We start from the raw sequence: 16,238 nt of genomic DNA on the forward strand, positions 1-16,238 counted from the left end.
GCCGACCCGTTCACGCGGCCAATTTGCCCCGGCGCACGGCCTCGCGCAGCACGCGGTTGACACGCGTTTGCCAGCCGCTGCCGCTGGCCTTGATGGCGGCCAGCACGTCGGCGTCCACGCGCATCGTCATGGGCACCTTGGGGTGCTCGGCGACTGGCCGACCGGGCCGGCGCAGCGGTGCCAGGCGCGGCAGGTCGGCACGGGTGATTTCCATCGTGTCGGCGTCCTGCGCCAAGCCGGCGGCAATGGCGGCGTCCTCGGCCGCGGTGGGCAGCAGCAGCCCCCGGTTTTTAGATCGCTTCGTCATACAGCTTCACCTCACGTCGGTTGGCCTTGCGCAGGCTGATGATGCGCATCACCTCGCCGCGCTGCACGAACACCACCACGTACAGCCGATCGTGGAACTCAGCGCTCATTGTATTGTTGTACGTACAACAATTGGCCTGCCAACTGCGGTGAGCCACGTTGGCTACCCGTGCGCGCCGTGCCCACGCCGGCACGCGCACAATCCCCCGATGCGATTTTTCAAGGACCTGAGCCTGTCGGCCGCCAGCGCGGGCTTCGTGGCGGTGCTGGTGGGCTTTACCAGCTCGGTGGCGCTGGTGTTTCAGGCGGCGCAGGCGTTCGGCGCGTCGCAAGAGGTCATCACGTCGTGGATGTGGGCGCTGGGGCTGGGCATGGGGCTGTGCTCGGCCATTCCCTCGCTCATCCTGCGCCAGCCGGTGATGATTGCCTGGAGCACGCCCGGCGCGGCGGTGCTGGCCAGCGCGGGGCTGGGGTTCGACCTGGGGCAGGCCACGGGCGCGTTCATCGTCTGCGCGGCGCTGATCGTGCTGTGCGGGGTGACGGGCTGGTTCGAGCGGGTGATGAACCGCATCCCGATGGCGATTGCCTCGGCCTTGTTGGCGGGCGTGCTGGCGCACTTCGGCATGGCGGCCTTCGGCGCGGCGCGCACGGCGCTGCCTTTGGTGCTGGTGATGCTGGCGGCCTACCTGCTGGCGCGCCGCTGGTGGCCGCGCTACACGGTGCCGGCGACGCTGGCCGTGGCCATTGCGTTTGCCGCCTGGCAGGGCACCATCCGCTGGACGGCGGTGCGCTGGGACTGGGCGCAGCCGGTGTGGACGACGCCGGTGTTCAGCTGGCAGGCGGCCGTGAGTGTGGCGCTGCCGCTGTTCGTGGTGACCATGGCCTCGCAAAACCTGCCGGGCGTGGCGGTGATGCGCGCCACCGGCTACCAGATGCCCGTCAGCCGCCTGATCAGCCTGACGGGCCTGGCCACGCTGGTGCTGGCGCCCTTTGGCGGCTATGCGCTCAACCTGGCGGCCATCACCGCCGCCATCTGCATGGGCCCCGAAGCGCACCCCGACCCGGCGCGGCGCTACACCGCGGCGGTGGTCAACGGCGTGATCTACGTGGCGATCGGCCTGTTCGGCGCCGCGGTGGCGGGGCTGCTGACGGCCTTTCCGAAAGAGCTGGTGGCCGCCATTGCCGGGCTGGCGCTGCTGGGCACCATCGGCTCGGGGCTGGCGGCGGCGCTGCAGGGCGAGGCGCACCGCGAGGCGGCCGTCATCACCTTCCTGGTCACGCTGTCGGGCGTGACGCTGGCCGGCATCGGCTCGGCCTTCTGGGGCGTGGTGGCCGGCGCGCTGGCGCTGCTCGTCACCCAGGCGCGGCGAAAACCCGCCGCCGCGCAGGCTCCGCCGCGTTGAGGCAAGATTTGGCCCGACGCCCCACGAAAGCCCCCTCATGAACCTGCTGTTCATCGCCGACCCGCTCGAGCACTTCAAGACCTACAAGGACACCACCTTCTCGATGATGCGCGAGGCCCAGCGGCGCGGCCACCGCATCGCCGCCTGCGGGCCGCAGGATGTGCACTGGCAATCGGGCGGCGTGGTGCAGGCGCGCGTACGCCCGATCCAGCTCACGGGCCGCACGCCCGACTGGTTTGCCGAAGAGCCGGCGCAGGACGTGGCGTTGAAGGACTTCGGCGCCGTGCTGATGCGCAAGGACCCGCCCTTCGACGCCGAATACATCTACGCCACGCACCTGCTGGAGCAGGCCGAGCGCGAGGGCGCGCGCGTGGTCAACAAACCCGCCGCGCTGCGCAACCACCCCGAGAAGCTGGCCATCATGGAGTGGCCGCAGTTCATCGGGCCGACGCTGGTCACGCGATCCAGCGACGAGATTCGCCGCTTTCACGCCCAGCACCAGGACATCATCCTCAAGCCCCTGGACGGCATGGGCGGCATGGGCATCTTCCGCGTCAAGGCCGACGCGCTCAACCTGGGCTCGATCATCGAGACGCTGAACGCGGGCGGCGCGCAGACGGTGATGGTGCAGCGCTTTCTGCCCGAGATCGCCGCCGGCGACAAGCGCATCCTGATCATCGACGGCGAGCCCGTGCCCTTCGTGCTGGCGCGCATCCCGCAGGGCAGCGAGGTGCGCGGCAACCTGGCGGCCGGCGGCAAGGGCGTGGCCCAGCCCATCACCGACAGCGACCGCGCCACCGCGGCCGCCATCGGCCGCGTGCTGGCGCCGCGCGGGCTGCTGCTGATCGGGCTGGACATCATCGGCACGCACGTCACCGAGATCAACGTCACCAGCCCGACCTGCTTTCAGGAGATTCACGAGCAGACCGGCTGCGACGTGCCGGCGCTGTTCGTCGACGCGCTGGAGCGGCGCGTGGCGGGCAGGTCATAGGCGCGCAGGCTGAGTCAAGCGCAGGGTCGTGGGCTGGGTCAAGCGCAGCGCGACCCGGCGGCAGCGCCCGCTGATCCCAAGGCCGCTCCAAGCTGGGTTTCGTTCCTCAACCCAGCCTACCGGGCTGGTGTTTAATTTTGTAGCACCTCGCGCAGTCTGGCTGCCGCGCAGAAGCCTCTACGCCTTGTAACTCTACATCTGCGGGTTATCCCGCATACTGCCTGCCTTTCGGCCCGCGCCTGTCGCGGCGGGCCGGGCAGAAGAAGGGCAGTACATCATGAAGGCTGGCGGTATCGGCTTGCGCTACAACCCGGCGCTGGATGGGTTGCGGGGCGTGGCCATCGCGCTGGTGATCCTGTCGCACGCGCACGTGCCGCTGTTCGACGGCGCGTTCTTCGGCGTCGACGTGTTCTTCGTGCTCAGCGGCTTTTTGATCACCTCGCTGCTGCTGATCGAGCTGCAGACCGAGGGCCGGCTGGACTACTGGCGCTTTTATCGCCGCCGCCTGCTGCGCCTGATGCCGGCGCTGCTGCTGTTTTTGGCCGTCTACGTGGCGGTGGCGCCGCTGCTGTGGCCCGGCGCACACGACGCGCTGACCGACGCGCTGGTGTCGGCGCTGTACCTGGCCGACTACGGCATCGCGTTTTTCGACCAGCCGGCCAGCCTGCTGCACATGTGGTCGCTGTCGGTGGAAGAGCACTTCTACCTGATCTGGCCGCCGCTGCTGGCCCTGGGGGTGGCGCGCTGCCGGCGCGGCCAGCTGTGGCGCGTGATTGCCGTGCTGTGGGTGGCGGCCACAGCGTGGCGCGTGCTGTGCGTGGCGTGGGACCAGCCGTTCTACCAGGTGTTCTTTCGCTTCGACACGCGCGCCACCGGCCTGCTGGCCGGCGCGCTGCTGGCGGCGCTGCTGCACGAGCAGCCCGACTTCATCGCCCGCGCGCGGCGCCACCTGCCCAGCGCGCTGTGGCTGCCGCTGGCGGTGCCGGTGCTGATGGGCCTGGGCTGGGACAGCAGCGATGCGCTCAGTTGGGGCATGCCGGCGGTCGAGGGCGCGGCGGTGGTGCTGCTGGTGGCGGTGCAGCGCCAGCGCGGCCTGATCTGGCGCATGCTGAGCGCGCCGGCGCTGGTCAAGCTGGGCCAGCTGTCCTACGGCGTGTACCTGTGGCACTACCCGGTGGTGCGCTATTTGCGCGCCGAGCTGCCCTGGCCGTGGGTGGTGCTGCTGGGCGGCGCCATCTCGCTGGCGCTGGCGGCGCTGTCCTACTACACGATCGAGCGCTGGGCGCTGCGCTGGCGTGACCGGGCGCCGGCGTCGGCCCGCCCGCGCCCCACGGTGTCGGTGCCGGCGCATTGAGTCGGGGCGCACGATTTCAAGCCAAATCGGGCTGCAGCCGTTTCCAGTCAAGCGCGAGCAGCTATTGAATGCATAGTTATCGGAGCGCGGCGCAGGCCGCGGGCCGCCGCCCCCACTATGATCGGCGGGCCATGCCCGACTCCCAGCCGCACCCGAGCACCGCCCCCCTCGCCGACGAGGACCTGGGCGCGCTGGCGCCGTTTCGCCACCGCGTGTTCAGCCTGCTGTGGAGCACCTGGCTGATCGCCAACCTGTGCATGTGGATGAACGACGTGGCGGCCGCCTGGCTGATGACCACGTTGACCGAGCAGCCCAACTGGGTGGCGCTGGTGCAGACGGCGGCCACGCTGCCGGTCTTTTTGCTGGGCCTGCCCTCGGGCGCGCTGGCCGACATCCTGAACCGCAAGCACTTTCTGCTGTTCACCCAGCTGTGGGTGGCGGTGGTGGGCGCGCTGCTGGCGCTGGCGGCGTTCGCACAGGTCATCACGCCGCCGCTGCTGCTCTTGCTGCTGTTTTGCAACGGCGTGGGGCTGGCGCTGCGCTGGCCGGTGTTCTCGGCCATCGTGCCCGAGCTGGTGCCGCGCGCGCAGCTGCCGGCGGCACTGGCGCTGAACGGCGCGTCGATGAATGCGGCGCGCATCGTCGGCCCGCTGATCGCCGGCGCGCTGATCGCCAGCCTGGGCAGCGCCTGGGTGTTCGGGCTGAACGCCGTGCTGTCGGTGGGCGCGGCGGTGGTCATCTCGCGCTGGCAGCGCCCGCACACGCCGCACCCGCTGGGGCGCGAAAGCCTGCGCGGCGCCATGCGCGTGGGCCTGCAGTACGTGATGCAGTCCTACCACCTCAAGGGGGTGCTGCTGCGCATCGCGCTGTTCTTTTTTCACTCCACGGCGCTGATCGCGCTGCTGCCGCTGGTGGCGCGCGAGATCGAGGGCGGCAACGCCGGCACCTTCACCGTCTTGCTGGCCGCCATGGGCGCGGGCGCCATTGCGTCGACCTTCGTGCTGCCGCAGCTGCGGCGCGCCTTTCCGCGCGACCGGCTGGTGCTGGCCGGCGCCATCACGCAGGCGGCGACGATGGCGCTGATGGCCGTCACGCGCAGCCTGTGGCTGGCGGTGCCGGCCATGCTGCTGTGCGGCGGCGCCTGGCTGACCACGGCCAACTCGCTCAGCGTGTCGGCGCAGATCAGCCTGCCCGACTGGGTGCGCGCGCGCGGCATGTCGATGTACCAGATGGCCATCATGGGCGCCACCGCCCTGGGCGCGGCGGTGTGGGGCCAGGTGGCCACCTGGACCAACGTGCCGCTGACGCTGGGCATCGGCGCAGCCAGCGGCATTTTGACGATGGCCATCGCCACCTGGCGCATGCCCGACCGCGGCGTGATCGACGACCCCACGCCGGCCGGCCCCTGGCCGCTGCCGCAGGTGGAGGCGCCGCCGCCCGAGGGCCGCGTGGTCGTCACGGTCGAATACCAGATCGACCCGGCGCGCGCCACCGCCTTTCGCGCCCTGATGGAGGAAAGCCGCCGCTCGCGTCTGCGCGTGGGCGCGGTGGACTGGGAGCTGCTGTCGGACATCAACGAGCCGGGGCGCTTCATCGAGGTGATCGAAGACGCGTCCTGGACCGAGCACCTGCGCCGCTTCGAGCGCACCACCACCGCCGACGTGGCGCTGCGCGAGCGCAAGCTGGCCTTTCACATCGGCACCGAGCCGCCGCGCGTGCGGCGCGCGCTGCGCGAAAGCACGGTGCGGGCGGGGCCCGCGTCGACCCCCTCGCCCTCTGGGCGAGGCTTGGGCTGAGGGCCGGCGGCTGGCGTCGAAGCACGCCGGTTTTTGGACCATTCAGGCCTCCAGCACCCGCCCACCAAGCGCGGGCAGCTATCGAAACGATTGCAACTCGAGCGCCTGCAGCGCCCCGTCCACGAACACCGCCAGTTCGCCCGGCGCGAACGGCGTCCAGGCCTCGTCGCAGGTCAGCGGCGTGGTGGCCACCACGGCCACGCGGTCGCGCGGGGTGGTGTGCTCGGCGAAATTGATGGCCAGGTCCTCGTCCTGCAGCCGCGCACGGGCAAAGGGGTGCTGGCGCACGATGTAGCACAGCTTGGTCGAGGCATGCGCCCACAGCGCCTGGCCATTGGACAGCAGCATGTTGAAGCTGCCGTGGCGCGCCACCCGGGGCAGCAGCTCGGCCAGGGTGCGCGTCAGCTCGGCCACCGGCGGCAGGCTGGCGTGCGACTTGGCCAGCTCCTGCATCAACCAGCAGAAGGCGCGCTCGCTGTCGGTGTCGCCCACGGGGTGAAAGTGCCCGTGCAGGCGCGGGTGGTAGTCCTTCAGGTCGCCGTTGTGGGCGAACACCCAGGTGCGGCCCCACAGCTCGCGCTGGAAGGGGTGGCAGTTCTCCAGCAGCACCGGTCCGACCGTGGCCTTGCGGATGTGGGCAATGACGTTCTTGCTCTTGATCGGATAGCGCCGGATCAGCTCGGCGATGGGCGAGTCGGCCGCCGCCCCGGGGTCGAGAAACACGCGCGCGCCGCGCCCCTCGAAAAACGCGATGCCCCAGCCGTCGGCGTGGTGGTCGGTGCGCCCGCCGCGCTGCGCGAAACCGGCGAACGAGAAGGTCACGTCCGTCGGCGTGTTGCAGTTCATCCCGAGCAGCTGGCACATGGCGCTCAGTATGCTACGGCGGCGACCGTTCGCCCTCGGCCGCCGCCCGCGCGCAGGCGGCGCAGATGCAGGCGCGCCGGCGCGCGTCCTCGGGCAGCCGCGCCAGCAGCGCGGGCGTGAACGACGCCTGCGTGCACCAGCAGGGCGGCTGCGGCGGGCCGCTGGCGCGCTCTTGCTCCATGGCGCAGCCGTTGGGGCCGCCGCACAGGGGGCAAACCGTGGGGTCGAGCGGCAGCGGCGCGGGGGTCATGGGGGTGATATTCTGCTGTACAGGACCCGCCGTCGCCCGCAGCTTTTGGAGAATCGATCATGAGCGCCGCACCACTGACCGCCGCCCAGCGGCAAGAACTGAAAGCCCTGCTGCTGGCGCGCCGCCAGGAGCTGCAGGCGCAGATGCAGCAAAACCGCAGCAACCTGGCACCGGCCGAGAACACCGCCGGCAGCGTGTCGCAGGACGAGAACGGGCGCCTGACCAACCAGACGCGCGAGGTGGATGCGGCGCTGACCTCGCTGGACGTGGACGAGCTGGCGCGCATCGACCGCGCGCTGGAGCGCATGGCCGAGGACAGCTACGGCCTGTGCGTGGAGTGCGGCCAGCCGATCGCCTTCGAGCGCCTGAAGGTGGAGCCCATGACCCTGCATTGCGTGGCCTGCAAGTCGCAGCGCGAGCGCAAGCAGGGGTTGCGCGGCTGAGGCGGCGAGCGCGCGGATCGCCACCAGAAAATATGCGAAATCGGGCTGTAGCGCCCATCCATCAAGCGCCGGCAGCTATCATTTATATAGTTTTCGGCGCCGACGCGATCGTCAAGCCCCCGCCTTCACCTTCTGCCGCCAGGCGTGCAGCAGCGGCTCGGTGTAGCCGCTGGGCTGCACCAGGCCCTTGAAGATCAGGTCGCTGGCGGCCTGGAAGGCGGCCGATTTCTCGAAGTTGCCGTGCATGTTGCGGTACAGCGGGTCGCCCGCATTCTGCTGGTCGACCAGCGCGGCCATGCGCTGCAGCGTGGCGCGCACCTGGCCTTCGCTGACCACGCCGTGCAGCAGCCAGTTGGCGATGTGCTGGCTGGAGATGCGCAGCGTGGCGCGGTCTTCCATCAGGCCCACGCCGTGGATGTCGGGCACCTTAGAGCAGCCCACGCCCTGGTCGACCCAGCGCACCACGTAGCCCAGGATGCCCTGGCAGTTGTTGTCCAACTCCTGCTGGCGCTCGGCGGCGCTCCACTTGGCCTCGGGCACCACCGGGATGCTGAGCAGGCCGGTCAGCAGCTCGTCGCGCAGCGCGGCGACGTCGGCGTGCGCCAGCTCGGCTTCCATGGCCTTTTGCACGTCGCTCACCAGCACCTGGTGGTAGTGCATGGCGTGCAGGGTGGCGCCGGTGGGGCTGGGCACCCAGGCGGTGTTGGCGCCGGCCTTGGGGTGGTTGATCTTTTGCTGCAGCATGGCGGCCATCAGGTCGGGCATGGCCCACATGCCCTTGCCGATCTGCGCCTTGCCCCGCAGGCCGCAGGCCAGGCCGACCAGCACGTTGTTGCGCTCATAGGCGGCGATCCAGGCGCTGCTCTTCATGTCGCCCTTGCGGTACACCGGGCCGGCGCGCATGCAGCTGTGCATCTCGTCGCCGGTGCGGTCGAGGAAACCGGTGTTGATGAAGGCCACGCGCGACTTGGCGGCGGCAATGCAGGCCTTGAGGTTGACGCTGGTGCGGCGCTCCTCGTCCATGATGCCCAGCTTGACGGTGCTGTCGGGCAGGCCCAGCAGCTCCTCGACGCGGCCGAACAGCTCGCTGGCGAAGCCCACCTCGGCCGGGCCGTGCATCTTGGGCTTGACGATGTAGACGCTGCCGGTGCGCGAGTTGCGGATGCCGCCCGCGCCCTTGCCCTGCAGGTCGTGCAGCGCGATGGCGGTGGTCACCACCGCGTCCAGGATGCCCTCGGGGATTTCCTTCTCGCTGCCGTCGGCCGCCTTGTACAAGATGGCCGGGTTGGTCATCAGGTGGCCGACGTTGCGCACGAACATCAGCGAGCGCCCGTGCAGCCGCACCGTGCCCTTGCCGGCCGGCTTGGTGTACAGGCGATCGGGGTTGAGCCCGCGCGTGACGGTGCGCCCGCCCTTGTCGAAGCTCTCGGTCAGCGTGCCGCGCAGGATGCCCAACCAGTTGCGATAGCCCAGCACCTTGTCCTCGGCGTCGACCGCGGCAATCGAGTCTTCCAAGTCCATGATGGTGGAGACGGCCGCCTCGACCACCACGTCGGCCACGCCGGCCGCATCGGTCTTGCCGATGGGGGACTGCGGGTCGATGCGGATGTCCAGGTGCAGGCCGTTGTGCACCAGCAGCACCGAGCTGGGCGCCTTGGCGTCGCCCTGAAAGCCCACCAGCTGCGCCTTGTCCAGCAGCTTGCTGCGCCGGCCGTCGGCCAGCTTGACGACCAGCTCGCCGTCCTTGATCTTGTAGCCCACCGCATCGAGGTGCGAGCCCTTCTTGAGCGGCGCCGTGCGGTCCAGCATGTGGCGCGCCCATTCGATCACCTTGGCGCCGCGCCGCGCGTTGTAGCCCTTGCCTTTTTCCAGGCCGGGGGTTTCGGCGATCACGTCGGTGCCGTACAGCGCGTCGTACAGGCTGCCCCAGCGCGCGTTGGCGGCGTTCAGCGCATAGCGCGCGTTCAGGATCGGCACCACCAGCTGCGGGCCGGCCTGCACGGCCAACTCGGCGTCGACCTTCTTGGTCGTGATCTTCACCTTGGCCGGCACCGGCACCAGGTAGCCGATGCCCTCCAGGAAGGCGCGGTAGGCGCGCATGTCGGTGATCGGGCCGGGGTTGGCCTGGTGCCAGGTGTCCAGCTCGGCCTGCAGGCGATCGCGCTCGGCCAGCAGGGCGGCGTTCTTGGGCGCCAGCTCGGTGACGATGGACGAGAAGCCCTTCCAGAAGCGGCCTTGGTCCACGCCCACGTCGGGCAGCACCTCGCGGTTGATGAAGTCGTAGAGCTCGGAGGCCACCCGCAGGGCGCCGGCTTGGATGCGTTGATTCATGGCAGTGAAGCTTCAGGAGAAAAACCACCGGCCGCCGGCTGCGGGCGGCCATCGAAGCCCCACTATATTTCAACCCGTATCAGCAAAAAAGAAGCTCTGGATTGCAAAACCATTGACTTTTTTGCACAAGTGGCCGGACGCCACCGAAGTCGATTGCCGCGTGTCAGCGCAAGGGCTCGCGCACCGCCGGCACCGCCGCCCACAGCGCCGCCAGCCACAGCGGCGCCGCCTGCAGCACGGCCAGCAGCACGCTGCCGCCACGCCAGGCCCAGGCCAGCGCCAGCAGAACCACCAGCGCCTGCAGCGCCAGCGCCCAGCGGCTGCAGCGCATCAGCAGGGCGCCCACGCCCGCGCCGGCCCCGCCGCACAGCAGGTAATAGGCGCCGCCGCCGCGCGCCAGCAGCGCCAGCCCGCCCAGGCCCAGCAGCACGCCCCAGGCGATCAGCACCAGGCCCACCAGGCGCGGCGGTCCGTCCTGGCGCGCGGCCTCCAGCTGCTGGCGCTCCATCAGCGCCCAGGAGTCGATGCGCGCGTCGTGGCCATCGGCTGCCGCCGCGGCGATCGGCGCGGGCACCGGGCGGGCGTTGCCGGGCACGGCCGCGACCACCGAAGGCGCACGTGGCGCCGGCGCGGCGACCGCGGGGCCAGGCTCGCGCAGGCGCCGCTCCAGCTCGGCACGGGCGCGGCGGCTGCCGCCCTCGGCCAGCCGGTGCAGCTGGGCCAGGCTGAAGCGGCGCATGTCGGGCGCGGAGGGGGCGGGCGGGATGGTCGTGGTCACGGCGATGAGCGGCAACGGGTGGCTGGCATGATGGCATAGCCAGCGGTTCAATCCAATGGTCCCGCCGACCGTTCATCTTGGCCCGCACGCCGGCTGTCGATAATTCGCCCCCATGGACAAGCTCAAGGCCTACGAGACCTTCGCCTCGGTGGCCGCGCGTGGCAGCCTGAGCGCGGCCGCGCGTGCCGAGGGCGTGGCGCCGGCCATCATCGGGCGGCGGCTGGACGCGCTGGAGGCGCAGCTGGGCGTGAAGCTGCTGGTGCGCAGCACGCGCCGCATCGCGCTCACGCACGAGGGCGCGGCCTTTCTGGACGACTGCCAGCGCATCCTGGCCGAGGTGGCCGGCGCCGAGGCCAGCGTGTCGGCCGGCGGCGTGCAGGCCAGCGGCCAGCTGCGCATCACCGCGCCGGCGGGCTTCGGTCGCCGGCACGTGGCGCCGCTGGTGCCGCCCTTTCACGATGCGCACCCGCGGCTGCGCATCTCGCTCAACCTGGCCGACCGCATCGTCGACCTGGCGGCCGAAGGCTACGACTGCGCGGTGCGCGTGGGCGACCTGCCCGACTCCTCGCTCATCAGCATCCGGCTGGCCGACAACCACCGCCTGGCGGTGGCCACGCCGGCCTACCTGCGCCGCCGTGGCGTGCCACGCCACCCGCAGGACCTGGCGCGCCACGACTGCCTGGTTTTGTCCAGCGACGCCTCGCAGTCGCGCGGCTGGTCATTCACGGTGGACGGGCAGCCGATCCACATCCGCCCCCAGGGCCCGCTGGACTGCAGCGACGGCCAGGTGCTGCACGCCTGGTGCCTGGCCGGCCACGGCATCGCCTGGCGCTCGACCTGGGAGGTCGAAGCCGAGATCGCCGCCGGCGCGCTGGTGCCCGTGCTGCAGGCCTACGCCGCGCCGCCCAACGGCATCTACGCCCTGCTGCCGCACGCCACGCGCCACCTGCCGCTGCGCGTGCGCCTGTGGGTGGATTTTTTGAAGCAGCGCTACGCCGAGCCCGGTTTCTGGACGCGGCCGTAACATCGCCCCCATGCTCGAACCCATACTCGCCTTTCTGCACATCAGCGCCTTCATCGGCTGGATCGTGTTCGCCACCGCGCAGTCGGCGATCTGCCGCGCCGCCTGGTTCAACGCCGCCAGCGTGCCGCGCCTGGTGCGGCTGGACCGCATCCTGTGGGTCGCCACCGCCTTCGTGTTGCTGACCGGCCTGGCGCGCACCTGGCTGGGCAGCAAGGGCTTCGGCTGGTACTGGAGCAACCCGCTGCTGTGGGCCAAGTTCGGCCTGTTCATGGCCGCCGCGTGGCTGCAGATCGGCCCCACGCGCGCCTACCGCCGTTGGCAGCTCGCGCTGGACGCCGGCGGCGCGCTGCCCAGCGAGGCCGAGATCAACCGCGCGCGCAAGCCGATCATGCTGGGCACGCACCTGGTGGCCGTGATCCCGCTGCCGGCGGTGTTTTTGGCGCGCGGCTGGGGCGCCTGGTGACGCGTGGGCGCTGACGCCAAGCCCCTGGTGCTGTGCGCCGACGACTACGCCCAGCACGCGGGCGTGACGCGGGCGGTGCTGGCGCTGGCGGCGCAGGGTCGCTTGACCGCAACCAGCGCCATGGTGCTGTCGCCGCGCTGGCGCGAGGATGCGGCGCCGCTGCGCGAGTGGCGCGACCGCTTGGACGTGGGCCTGCACCTGGACTTCACCAGCGACTTTGCGGTGGCCGCCGGCCATGGCCTGAGCTTGGGCGCGGCCATGCGGCGCGCGCTGCTGGGCGGCTTCGACCCCGCGGCCGCGCGCGTCGTGATCGAGCGCCAGCTGGACGCCTTCGAGGCCGCCTGGGGCGCACCACCCGACCACGTGGACGGCCACCAGCACGTACAGCAGTTCGCCGGCATCCGCACGCCGCTGGTGCAGGTGCTGACACGGCGCTACGGCGCCCGCCCGCCCTGGTTGCGCGTGTCGCGCCCGCCAGCCGGCCAGCGCACGCTCAAGAGCTGGGTGATCGCCAGCCTGGGCGCCGACGCTCTTGAAAAGATAGCTGCTCACGCACGTATTCCATGCGCCTCAGCCCTTTCCGGCATTTATGACTTCACCGGCGACGAGGCCGGCTACGCCCACCGGATGGCCGGCTGGCTGGCCGGCTCGCCCGCCGGCACGCTGCTGATGTGCCACCCCGGCGCCGCGCCCGAGGCCACCGACGGGCCCGACCCCATCGCCGCCGCCCGCGCCTGGGAATTCGCCCATTTCGCCAGCGCCGCGTTTGCCGCACAATGCGCCACCGCCGGCGTGCGCCTGGTGCGCGGCAGCACCCTCTACCCCCCCCACGCATGAACCCCTCCGTCTCCCTGGCGGCGCCCGCCCCGGCGCCGACGTCCGGCGTGCGCGCGCGGGCCTGGTCGCCGCTGGGCTTCGTGCTGCTGCTGGCGCTGCTGGCCGCGCTGCGGCCGCTGTCGGTGCCCGACGAAGGGCGCTACGCCGACATCGGCCGCTGGATGCTGCTCTCAGGCGACTGGCTGACGCCGCGCCTGGACGGCCTGCCGTTTTTTCACAAGCCGCCGCTCACCCATTGGCTGCAGGCGGCCAGCATGGCGGTGTTCGGCGTCACGCCCTGGGCCGCGCGCGTACCGGGCATGTTGCTGGCCAGTCTGATGTTACTGGGCGTGCTGGTGGCCGGCCGCCGCCTGGGCGACGCCGCGCTGGCGCGGCGCGCGGCGCTGATGCTGGGCGCCAGCGCGGGCTTTCTGATCGGCGGCCAGTACGTCAACCACGACATGGGCGTGGCCGCCTGGATCGCCAGCGCCATCTGGTGCTTCGCCCTGGCCTGCTGGGACGGCGAACGCCCGCACGCGGGCTGGGCGCGCGCGGGCTTCGCCCTGTGCGCCGGCGGGCTGCTGACCAAGGGCCTGATCGGCGTGGCGCTGCCGGCGCTGGTGATCGGCGCCTGGCTGCTGGCCACGCGCCAGTGGCGCAAGGTGCTGCACCTGCCCTGGGTCAGCGGCCTGGCCCTGTTTGCCGTGCTCGCCCTGCCCTGGTTCGTGCTGGCGGGCCAGCGCTATCCGGGCCTGTGGGCCTATCTGTTCGGCGTGCAGCAGTTCGGGCGCTACACCGGCGGCGGCTTCAACAATCCGCAGCCCTGGTGGTTTTACTTGGCGGCCTGTGCGCTGCTGCTGTTTCCGTGGGCCTTTTTCGCCGCCTGGGACGGCCTGCTGCGCCTGCGCCGGCGGCCCGCCCCGGCGGCGCTCGACGCGCAGCGCCGGCTGGCCGTGCTGTGCTGGATCTGGGTGGGCGCCATCGTGCTGTTTTTCTCGCTGCCGCGCTCCAAGCTGATCGGCTACGCCCTGCCCGTGCTGCCGCCGCTGGCCTTGCTGGCGGCCATGGGCTGGCAGCGCGCACTGGACGGGCGCCGCCACGCCGAGCGCGCCTTCGTCGCCGTGCTGCTGCTGGCGGCGGCCGTGCCGGTGGCCATCACGCTGGCGGCGCCGCGCATCGACCGCGGGCGGCTGTCGGGTGACGTGGCGCGGGTGCTGGCCTGCCGCGCCGCGCCCACCGACGAGATCTACGTGGTGGGCGGCTACCCGATGGACCTGCCCTTCGTCGCGCAAACGCAAAAGCCGCTGCGCGTGGTGCAGGACTGGCCCCAGGTGCGCGCCAAGGCCGCCGACGACTGGAAGCGCGAGCTGTACGAGGCCGGCGCCTTCGAGCCCACCGCCGCGGCGCGCATCCTGCTGGAGCCGGCGGCGCTGGCGCAGGCGCGCACGCAGGCCCACGCCTGGCTGCTGGCGCCGCGCAAGGCCGGCCCCGACACCCAGGCCCTCATCGCCGGCTGGCAGCCGGTGTTCGCGGGCCAGACCTGGGCCCTGTACCGCTCGGCCGCCTCAGCGGCGGAAGGCCCAGAAGCGCCCCAGCACGAAGGTTTGCCCGGCTGCCACGCCCATGGCGGCAAACAGCGCCAGCCATGAGGGCCAGCCGGCGCCGCGCAGCAGCAGGCTGAACACCGCCTCGTTCACCGCGAAGCCGGCCACGGCGGTGGCGGCAAAGCGCAGCAGGCTCTGGCCCACGCCGGTGCTGGCGCCGCGAAAGCTCAGCCAGCGGTGACCGACGAAACTGACGCCGAAGGCGACGACGAAACCCAGCGCATTGGCCAGCTCGGGCAGCATCCAGGGCTTGGCCAGGCCGAACACCGCCGCGTGCGTGGCGGCAGCCGCCGCGCCCACGGCGCCGAACCAGAACCCGGTGCGCGCCAGGCTCACGGCTGCTCACGCGCGGGCAGGCCCTGGCCCGTTTCGTCGGCCACCAGATACAGGGGGCGCTGCTTGACCTCGTCGTAGATGCGCGCCACGTACTCGGCCAGCAGGCCCACCGACAGCAGCTGCACCCCGCTCAAAAACATCATGCCCGCCGCCAGCGTGGGATAGCCGCGCACCGGGTTGCCCAGCCAGAAGTACTCGATCACCACCCACACGCCGTAGCCCAGCGCCGCCAGCGACAGCGTCAGGCCCAGCAGGGCCAGCACGCGCAGCGGCGCGGCGGTGAAGGCCAGGAGACCCGTGGTGCCCAGGCCCAGCGCGCCGCTCAGGCCGAAATGGCTTTCGCCGGCACGCCGCGGCAGCGGCTCGTAGTCCAGCGCCACGCTGGGAAAGCCGACCCAGGCGTACAGGCCCTTCATGAAGCGGTGGCGCTCGGGCAGGGCCAGCAGGGCGTCGACCACGCGCCGGTCGAGCCAGCGAAAGTCGCCCGCGTCGCGCGGGATGCGCACCCGGCTGTGCCAGTTGACGAGACCGTAGAAGGCGCCCACCAGGCGCCGGTAAATGGCCGACTGGTCGGTGCGTGTGCGGCGCACGGCATACACCACGTCGGCGCCCGCCTGCCAGTGGCGCAGCATGTCGGCCAGCAGGGCCGTGGGGTGCTGGCCGTCGGCGTCCATCAGCACCACCACCTCGCCGCGCGCGGCGGCCAGGCCGGCGGTGAGCGCCGCTTCCTTGCCGAAGTTGCGCGACAGCTGCAGCAGGCGCAGCGCCGGCTCGCGCTGGCACAGGGCGCGCAGCACGGCCACCGTGTCGTCGCGGCTGCCGTCGTCCACCACCACCACCTCGACCCGGGGCGACAGCGCCCGCAGCGCGGCCAGCACCTGCGTCAGCACCTCGGGCAAGGCGGCGGCCTCGTTGTAGGCCGGCATGACGCAGGAGATGGAGGGGATTCGGGCGGCGCGCTCGCTCATGGACGAATCATGCCAAAAGAAAACCTCGCCGCGATCACGCGGCGAGGTTGTGGGTGCGGCGGCAATGCCTTACTTCTTCAGGCACTCGCTCATGAAGGCCTTGCGCTCGTCGCCCTTCTTGCCGGCGGCTTCCTTGTTGCAGACCTTCATTTTTTCCTGCTGGGTGGCCGGGGCGGCCGCGGCGGTGGTGGCGGGCTGGGCGCTCAGGCAGCTCTTCATGAAGGCCTTGCGCTCGTCGCCCTTCTTGCCGGCGGCCTGCGCGTTGCAGGTGCTCATTTTTTCCTGTTGCGCCGTCTTGGCGCTGGCCAGGGTGGGCGCCGCGCCCAGGGACAGGGCCAGGCCGGCGGCGGCGATCAGGGACAGCAGTTTGCTCATGAACGAACTCCTCTTGCTTCGGGTTGGGTGGCAATGGGAACAACCGGCCGGCATCTTGACACGCCAGCCTGTCGCCTACAACGCCTGGCCGCGCCGATCGGATGACGCGTCGTCCGATCGGGCGCGGGCAGCCCTT

Annotated in this window: 18 protein-coding genes; 9 read left to right on the forward strand and 9 right to left on the reverse strand. The window is 71.3% G+C overall.

All coding sequences use genetic code 11. The features are described from left to right. Positions 1 to 10: 10 nt before the first annotated feature. Positions 11 to 307 carry a BrnA antitoxin family protein gene (locus tag ACWHMB_RS19100; protein ID WP_377482245.1) on the reverse strand — a complete coding sequence of 99 codons (297 nt, stop codon included), beginning with the start codon at positions 305 to 307 and terminating at the stop codon, positions 11 to 13. Further along, a complete protein-coding gene (locus ACWHMB_RS19105; RefSeq protein ID WP_377482247.1) occupies positions 291 to 416 on the reverse strand; it encodes a BrnT family toxin in 126 nt (41 codons plus the stop codon). Before ACWHMB_RS19105 ends, ACWHMB_RS19100 begins: the two co-directional genes overlap by 17 nt. Before the next feature lie 99 nt (positions 417 to 515). Between ACWHMB_RS19105 and ACWHMB_RS19110 the strand changes: the two genes are divergently transcribed. The 4 genes from ACWHMB_RS19110 to ACWHMB_RS19125 all read left to right on the forward strand — a co-directional run bounded on the left by ACWHMB_RS19110 (position 516) and on the right by ACWHMB_RS19125 (position 5,850). Further along, on the forward strand, positions 516 to 1,709 hold the full coding sequence (locus ACWHMB_RS19110; protein ID WP_377482249.1) for a benzoate/H(+) symporter BenE family transporter: 1,194 nt from the start codon (positions 516 to 518) through the stop codon (positions 1,707 to 1,709). 37 nt (positions 1,710 to 1,746) lie between these two features. Next, positions 1,747 to 2,700: a glutathione synthase gene (gene gshB, locus ACWHMB_RS19115; protein WP_377482251.1), complete on the forward strand. Its 954-nt coding sequence runs from the start codon at positions 1,747 to 1,749 to the stop codon at positions 2,698 to 2,700. Positions 2,701 to 2,977: 277 nt separating this feature from the next. Next, on the forward strand, positions 2,978 to 4,054 hold the full coding sequence (locus ACWHMB_RS19120) for an acyltransferase family protein (protein WP_377482253.1): 1,077 nt from the start codon (positions 2,978 to 2,980) through the stop codon (positions 4,052 to 4,054). A gap of 131 nt (positions 4,055 to 4,185) precedes the next feature. Beyond that, entirely contained in the window at positions 4,186 to 5,850 is a 1,665-nt protein-coding gene (locus ACWHMB_RS19125; protein ID WP_377482255.1) for an MFS transporter, read from the forward strand. A 78-nt stretch (positions 5,851 to 5,928) separates the two neighbouring features. Here the strand turns inward: ACWHMB_RS19125 and ACWHMB_RS19130 are convergent, their stop codons facing one another. Together ACWHMB_RS19130 and ACWHMB_RS19135 are read right to left on the reverse strand one after the other, a co-directional pair. Beyond that, positions 5,929 to 6,714, reverse strand: a complete 786-nt coding sequence (locus ACWHMB_RS19130) for a class II glutamine amidotransferase (RefSeq protein ID WP_377482257.1) — start codon at positions 6,712 to 6,714, stop codon at positions 5,929 to 5,931. A 13-nt stretch (positions 6,715 to 6,727) separates the two neighbouring features. Beyond that, the gene (locus ACWHMB_RS19135; protein ID WP_377482259.1) at positions 6,728 to 6,964 is read right to left on the reverse strand and encodes a cysteine-rich CWC family protein; all 237 of its coding nucleotides are present in this window, start codon (positions 6,962 to 6,964) and stop codon (positions 6,728 to 6,730) included. A gap of 59 nt (positions 6,965 to 7,023) precedes the next feature. On the opposite strand from ACWHMB_RS19135, the gene ACWHMB_RS19140 reads away from it, so the two are divergent. Beyond that, complete coding sequence (locus tag ACWHMB_RS19140; RefSeq protein WP_377482261.1) at positions 7,024 to 7,407, forward strand: TraR/DksA family transcriptional regulator; 384 nt, start codon at positions 7,024 to 7,026, stop codon at positions 7,405 to 7,407. A 111-nt stretch (positions 7,408 to 7,518) separates the two neighbouring features. On the opposite strand, the gene ACWHMB_RS19145 is transcribed toward ACWHMB_RS19140, so the two are convergent. Then, positions 7,519 to 9,738: a malate synthase G gene (locus ACWHMB_RS19145; RefSeq protein ID WP_377482263.1), complete on the reverse strand. Its 2,220-nt coding sequence runs from the start codon at positions 9,736 to 9,738 to the stop codon at positions 7,519 to 7,521. Positions 9,739 to 9,901: 163 nt separating this feature from the next. Further along, a complete protein-coding gene (locus ACWHMB_RS19150; protein ID WP_377482265.1) occupies positions 9,902 to 10,516 on the reverse strand; it encodes a hypothetical protein in 615 nt (204 codons plus the stop codon). 112 nt (positions 10,517 to 10,628) lie between these two features. Here ACWHMB_RS19150 and ACWHMB_RS19155 point away from each other — a divergent pair, with 112 nt between their 5' ends. The 4 genes from ACWHMB_RS19155 to ACWHMB_RS19170 are packed head-to-tail and all read left to right on the forward strand — an operon-like array spanning position 10,629 to position 14,468. Then, complete coding sequence (locus ACWHMB_RS19155) at positions 10,629 to 11,540, forward strand: LysR family transcriptional regulator (RefSeq protein WP_377482267.1); 912 nt, start codon at positions 10,629 to 10,631, stop codon at positions 11,538 to 11,540. 10 nt (positions 11,541 to 11,550) lie between these two features. Continuing rightward, entirely contained in the window at positions 11,551 to 12,003 is a 453-nt protein-coding gene (locus ACWHMB_RS19160) for a DUF2214 family protein (RefSeq protein WP_377482268.1), read from the forward strand. 3 nt (positions 12,004 to 12,006) lie between these two features. Then, the gene (locus ACWHMB_RS19165) at positions 12,007 to 12,840 is read left to right on the forward strand and encodes a ChbG/HpnK family deacetylase (protein WP_377482270.1); all 834 of its coding nucleotides are present in this window, start codon (positions 12,007 to 12,009) and stop codon (positions 12,838 to 12,840) included. Continuing rightward, positions 12,837 to 14,468: an ArnT family glycosyltransferase gene (locus tag ACWHMB_RS19170; protein ID WP_377482272.1), complete on the forward strand. Its 1,632-nt coding sequence runs from the start codon at positions 12,837 to 12,839 to the stop codon at positions 14,466 to 14,468. The genes ACWHMB_RS19165 and ACWHMB_RS19170 overlap by 4 nt, the downstream gene beginning before the upstream one ends. On the opposite strand, the gene ACWHMB_RS19175 is transcribed toward ACWHMB_RS19170, so the two are convergent. The 3 genes from ACWHMB_RS19175 to ACWHMB_RS19185 all read right to left on the reverse strand — a co-directional run bounded on the left by ACWHMB_RS19175 (position 14,385) and on the right by ACWHMB_RS19185 (position 16,102). Then, positions 14,385 to 14,759: a GtrA family protein gene (locus tag ACWHMB_RS19175; RefSeq protein WP_377482273.1), complete on the reverse strand. Its 375-nt coding sequence runs from the start codon at positions 14,757 to 14,759 to the stop codon at positions 14,385 to 14,387. The two genes, ACWHMB_RS19170 and ACWHMB_RS19175, sit on opposite strands and share 84 nt — an antisense overlap. Then, positions 14,756 to 15,727, reverse strand: a complete 972-nt coding sequence (locus ACWHMB_RS19180) for a glycosyltransferase family 2 protein (RefSeq protein WP_377482275.1) — start codon at positions 15,725 to 15,727, stop codon at positions 14,756 to 14,758. Before ACWHMB_RS19180 ends, ACWHMB_RS19175 begins: the two co-directional genes overlap by 4 nt. Before the next feature lie 69 nt (positions 15,728 to 15,796). Next, complete coding sequence (locus tag ACWHMB_RS19185) at positions 15,797 to 16,102, reverse strand: PsiF family protein (protein WP_377482277.1); 306 nt, start codon at positions 16,100 to 16,102, stop codon at positions 15,797 to 15,799. Positions 16,103 to 16,238 lie beyond the last annotated feature (136 nt).

The sequence above is a fragment of the Ottowia pentelensis genome, assembly GCF_964341695.1.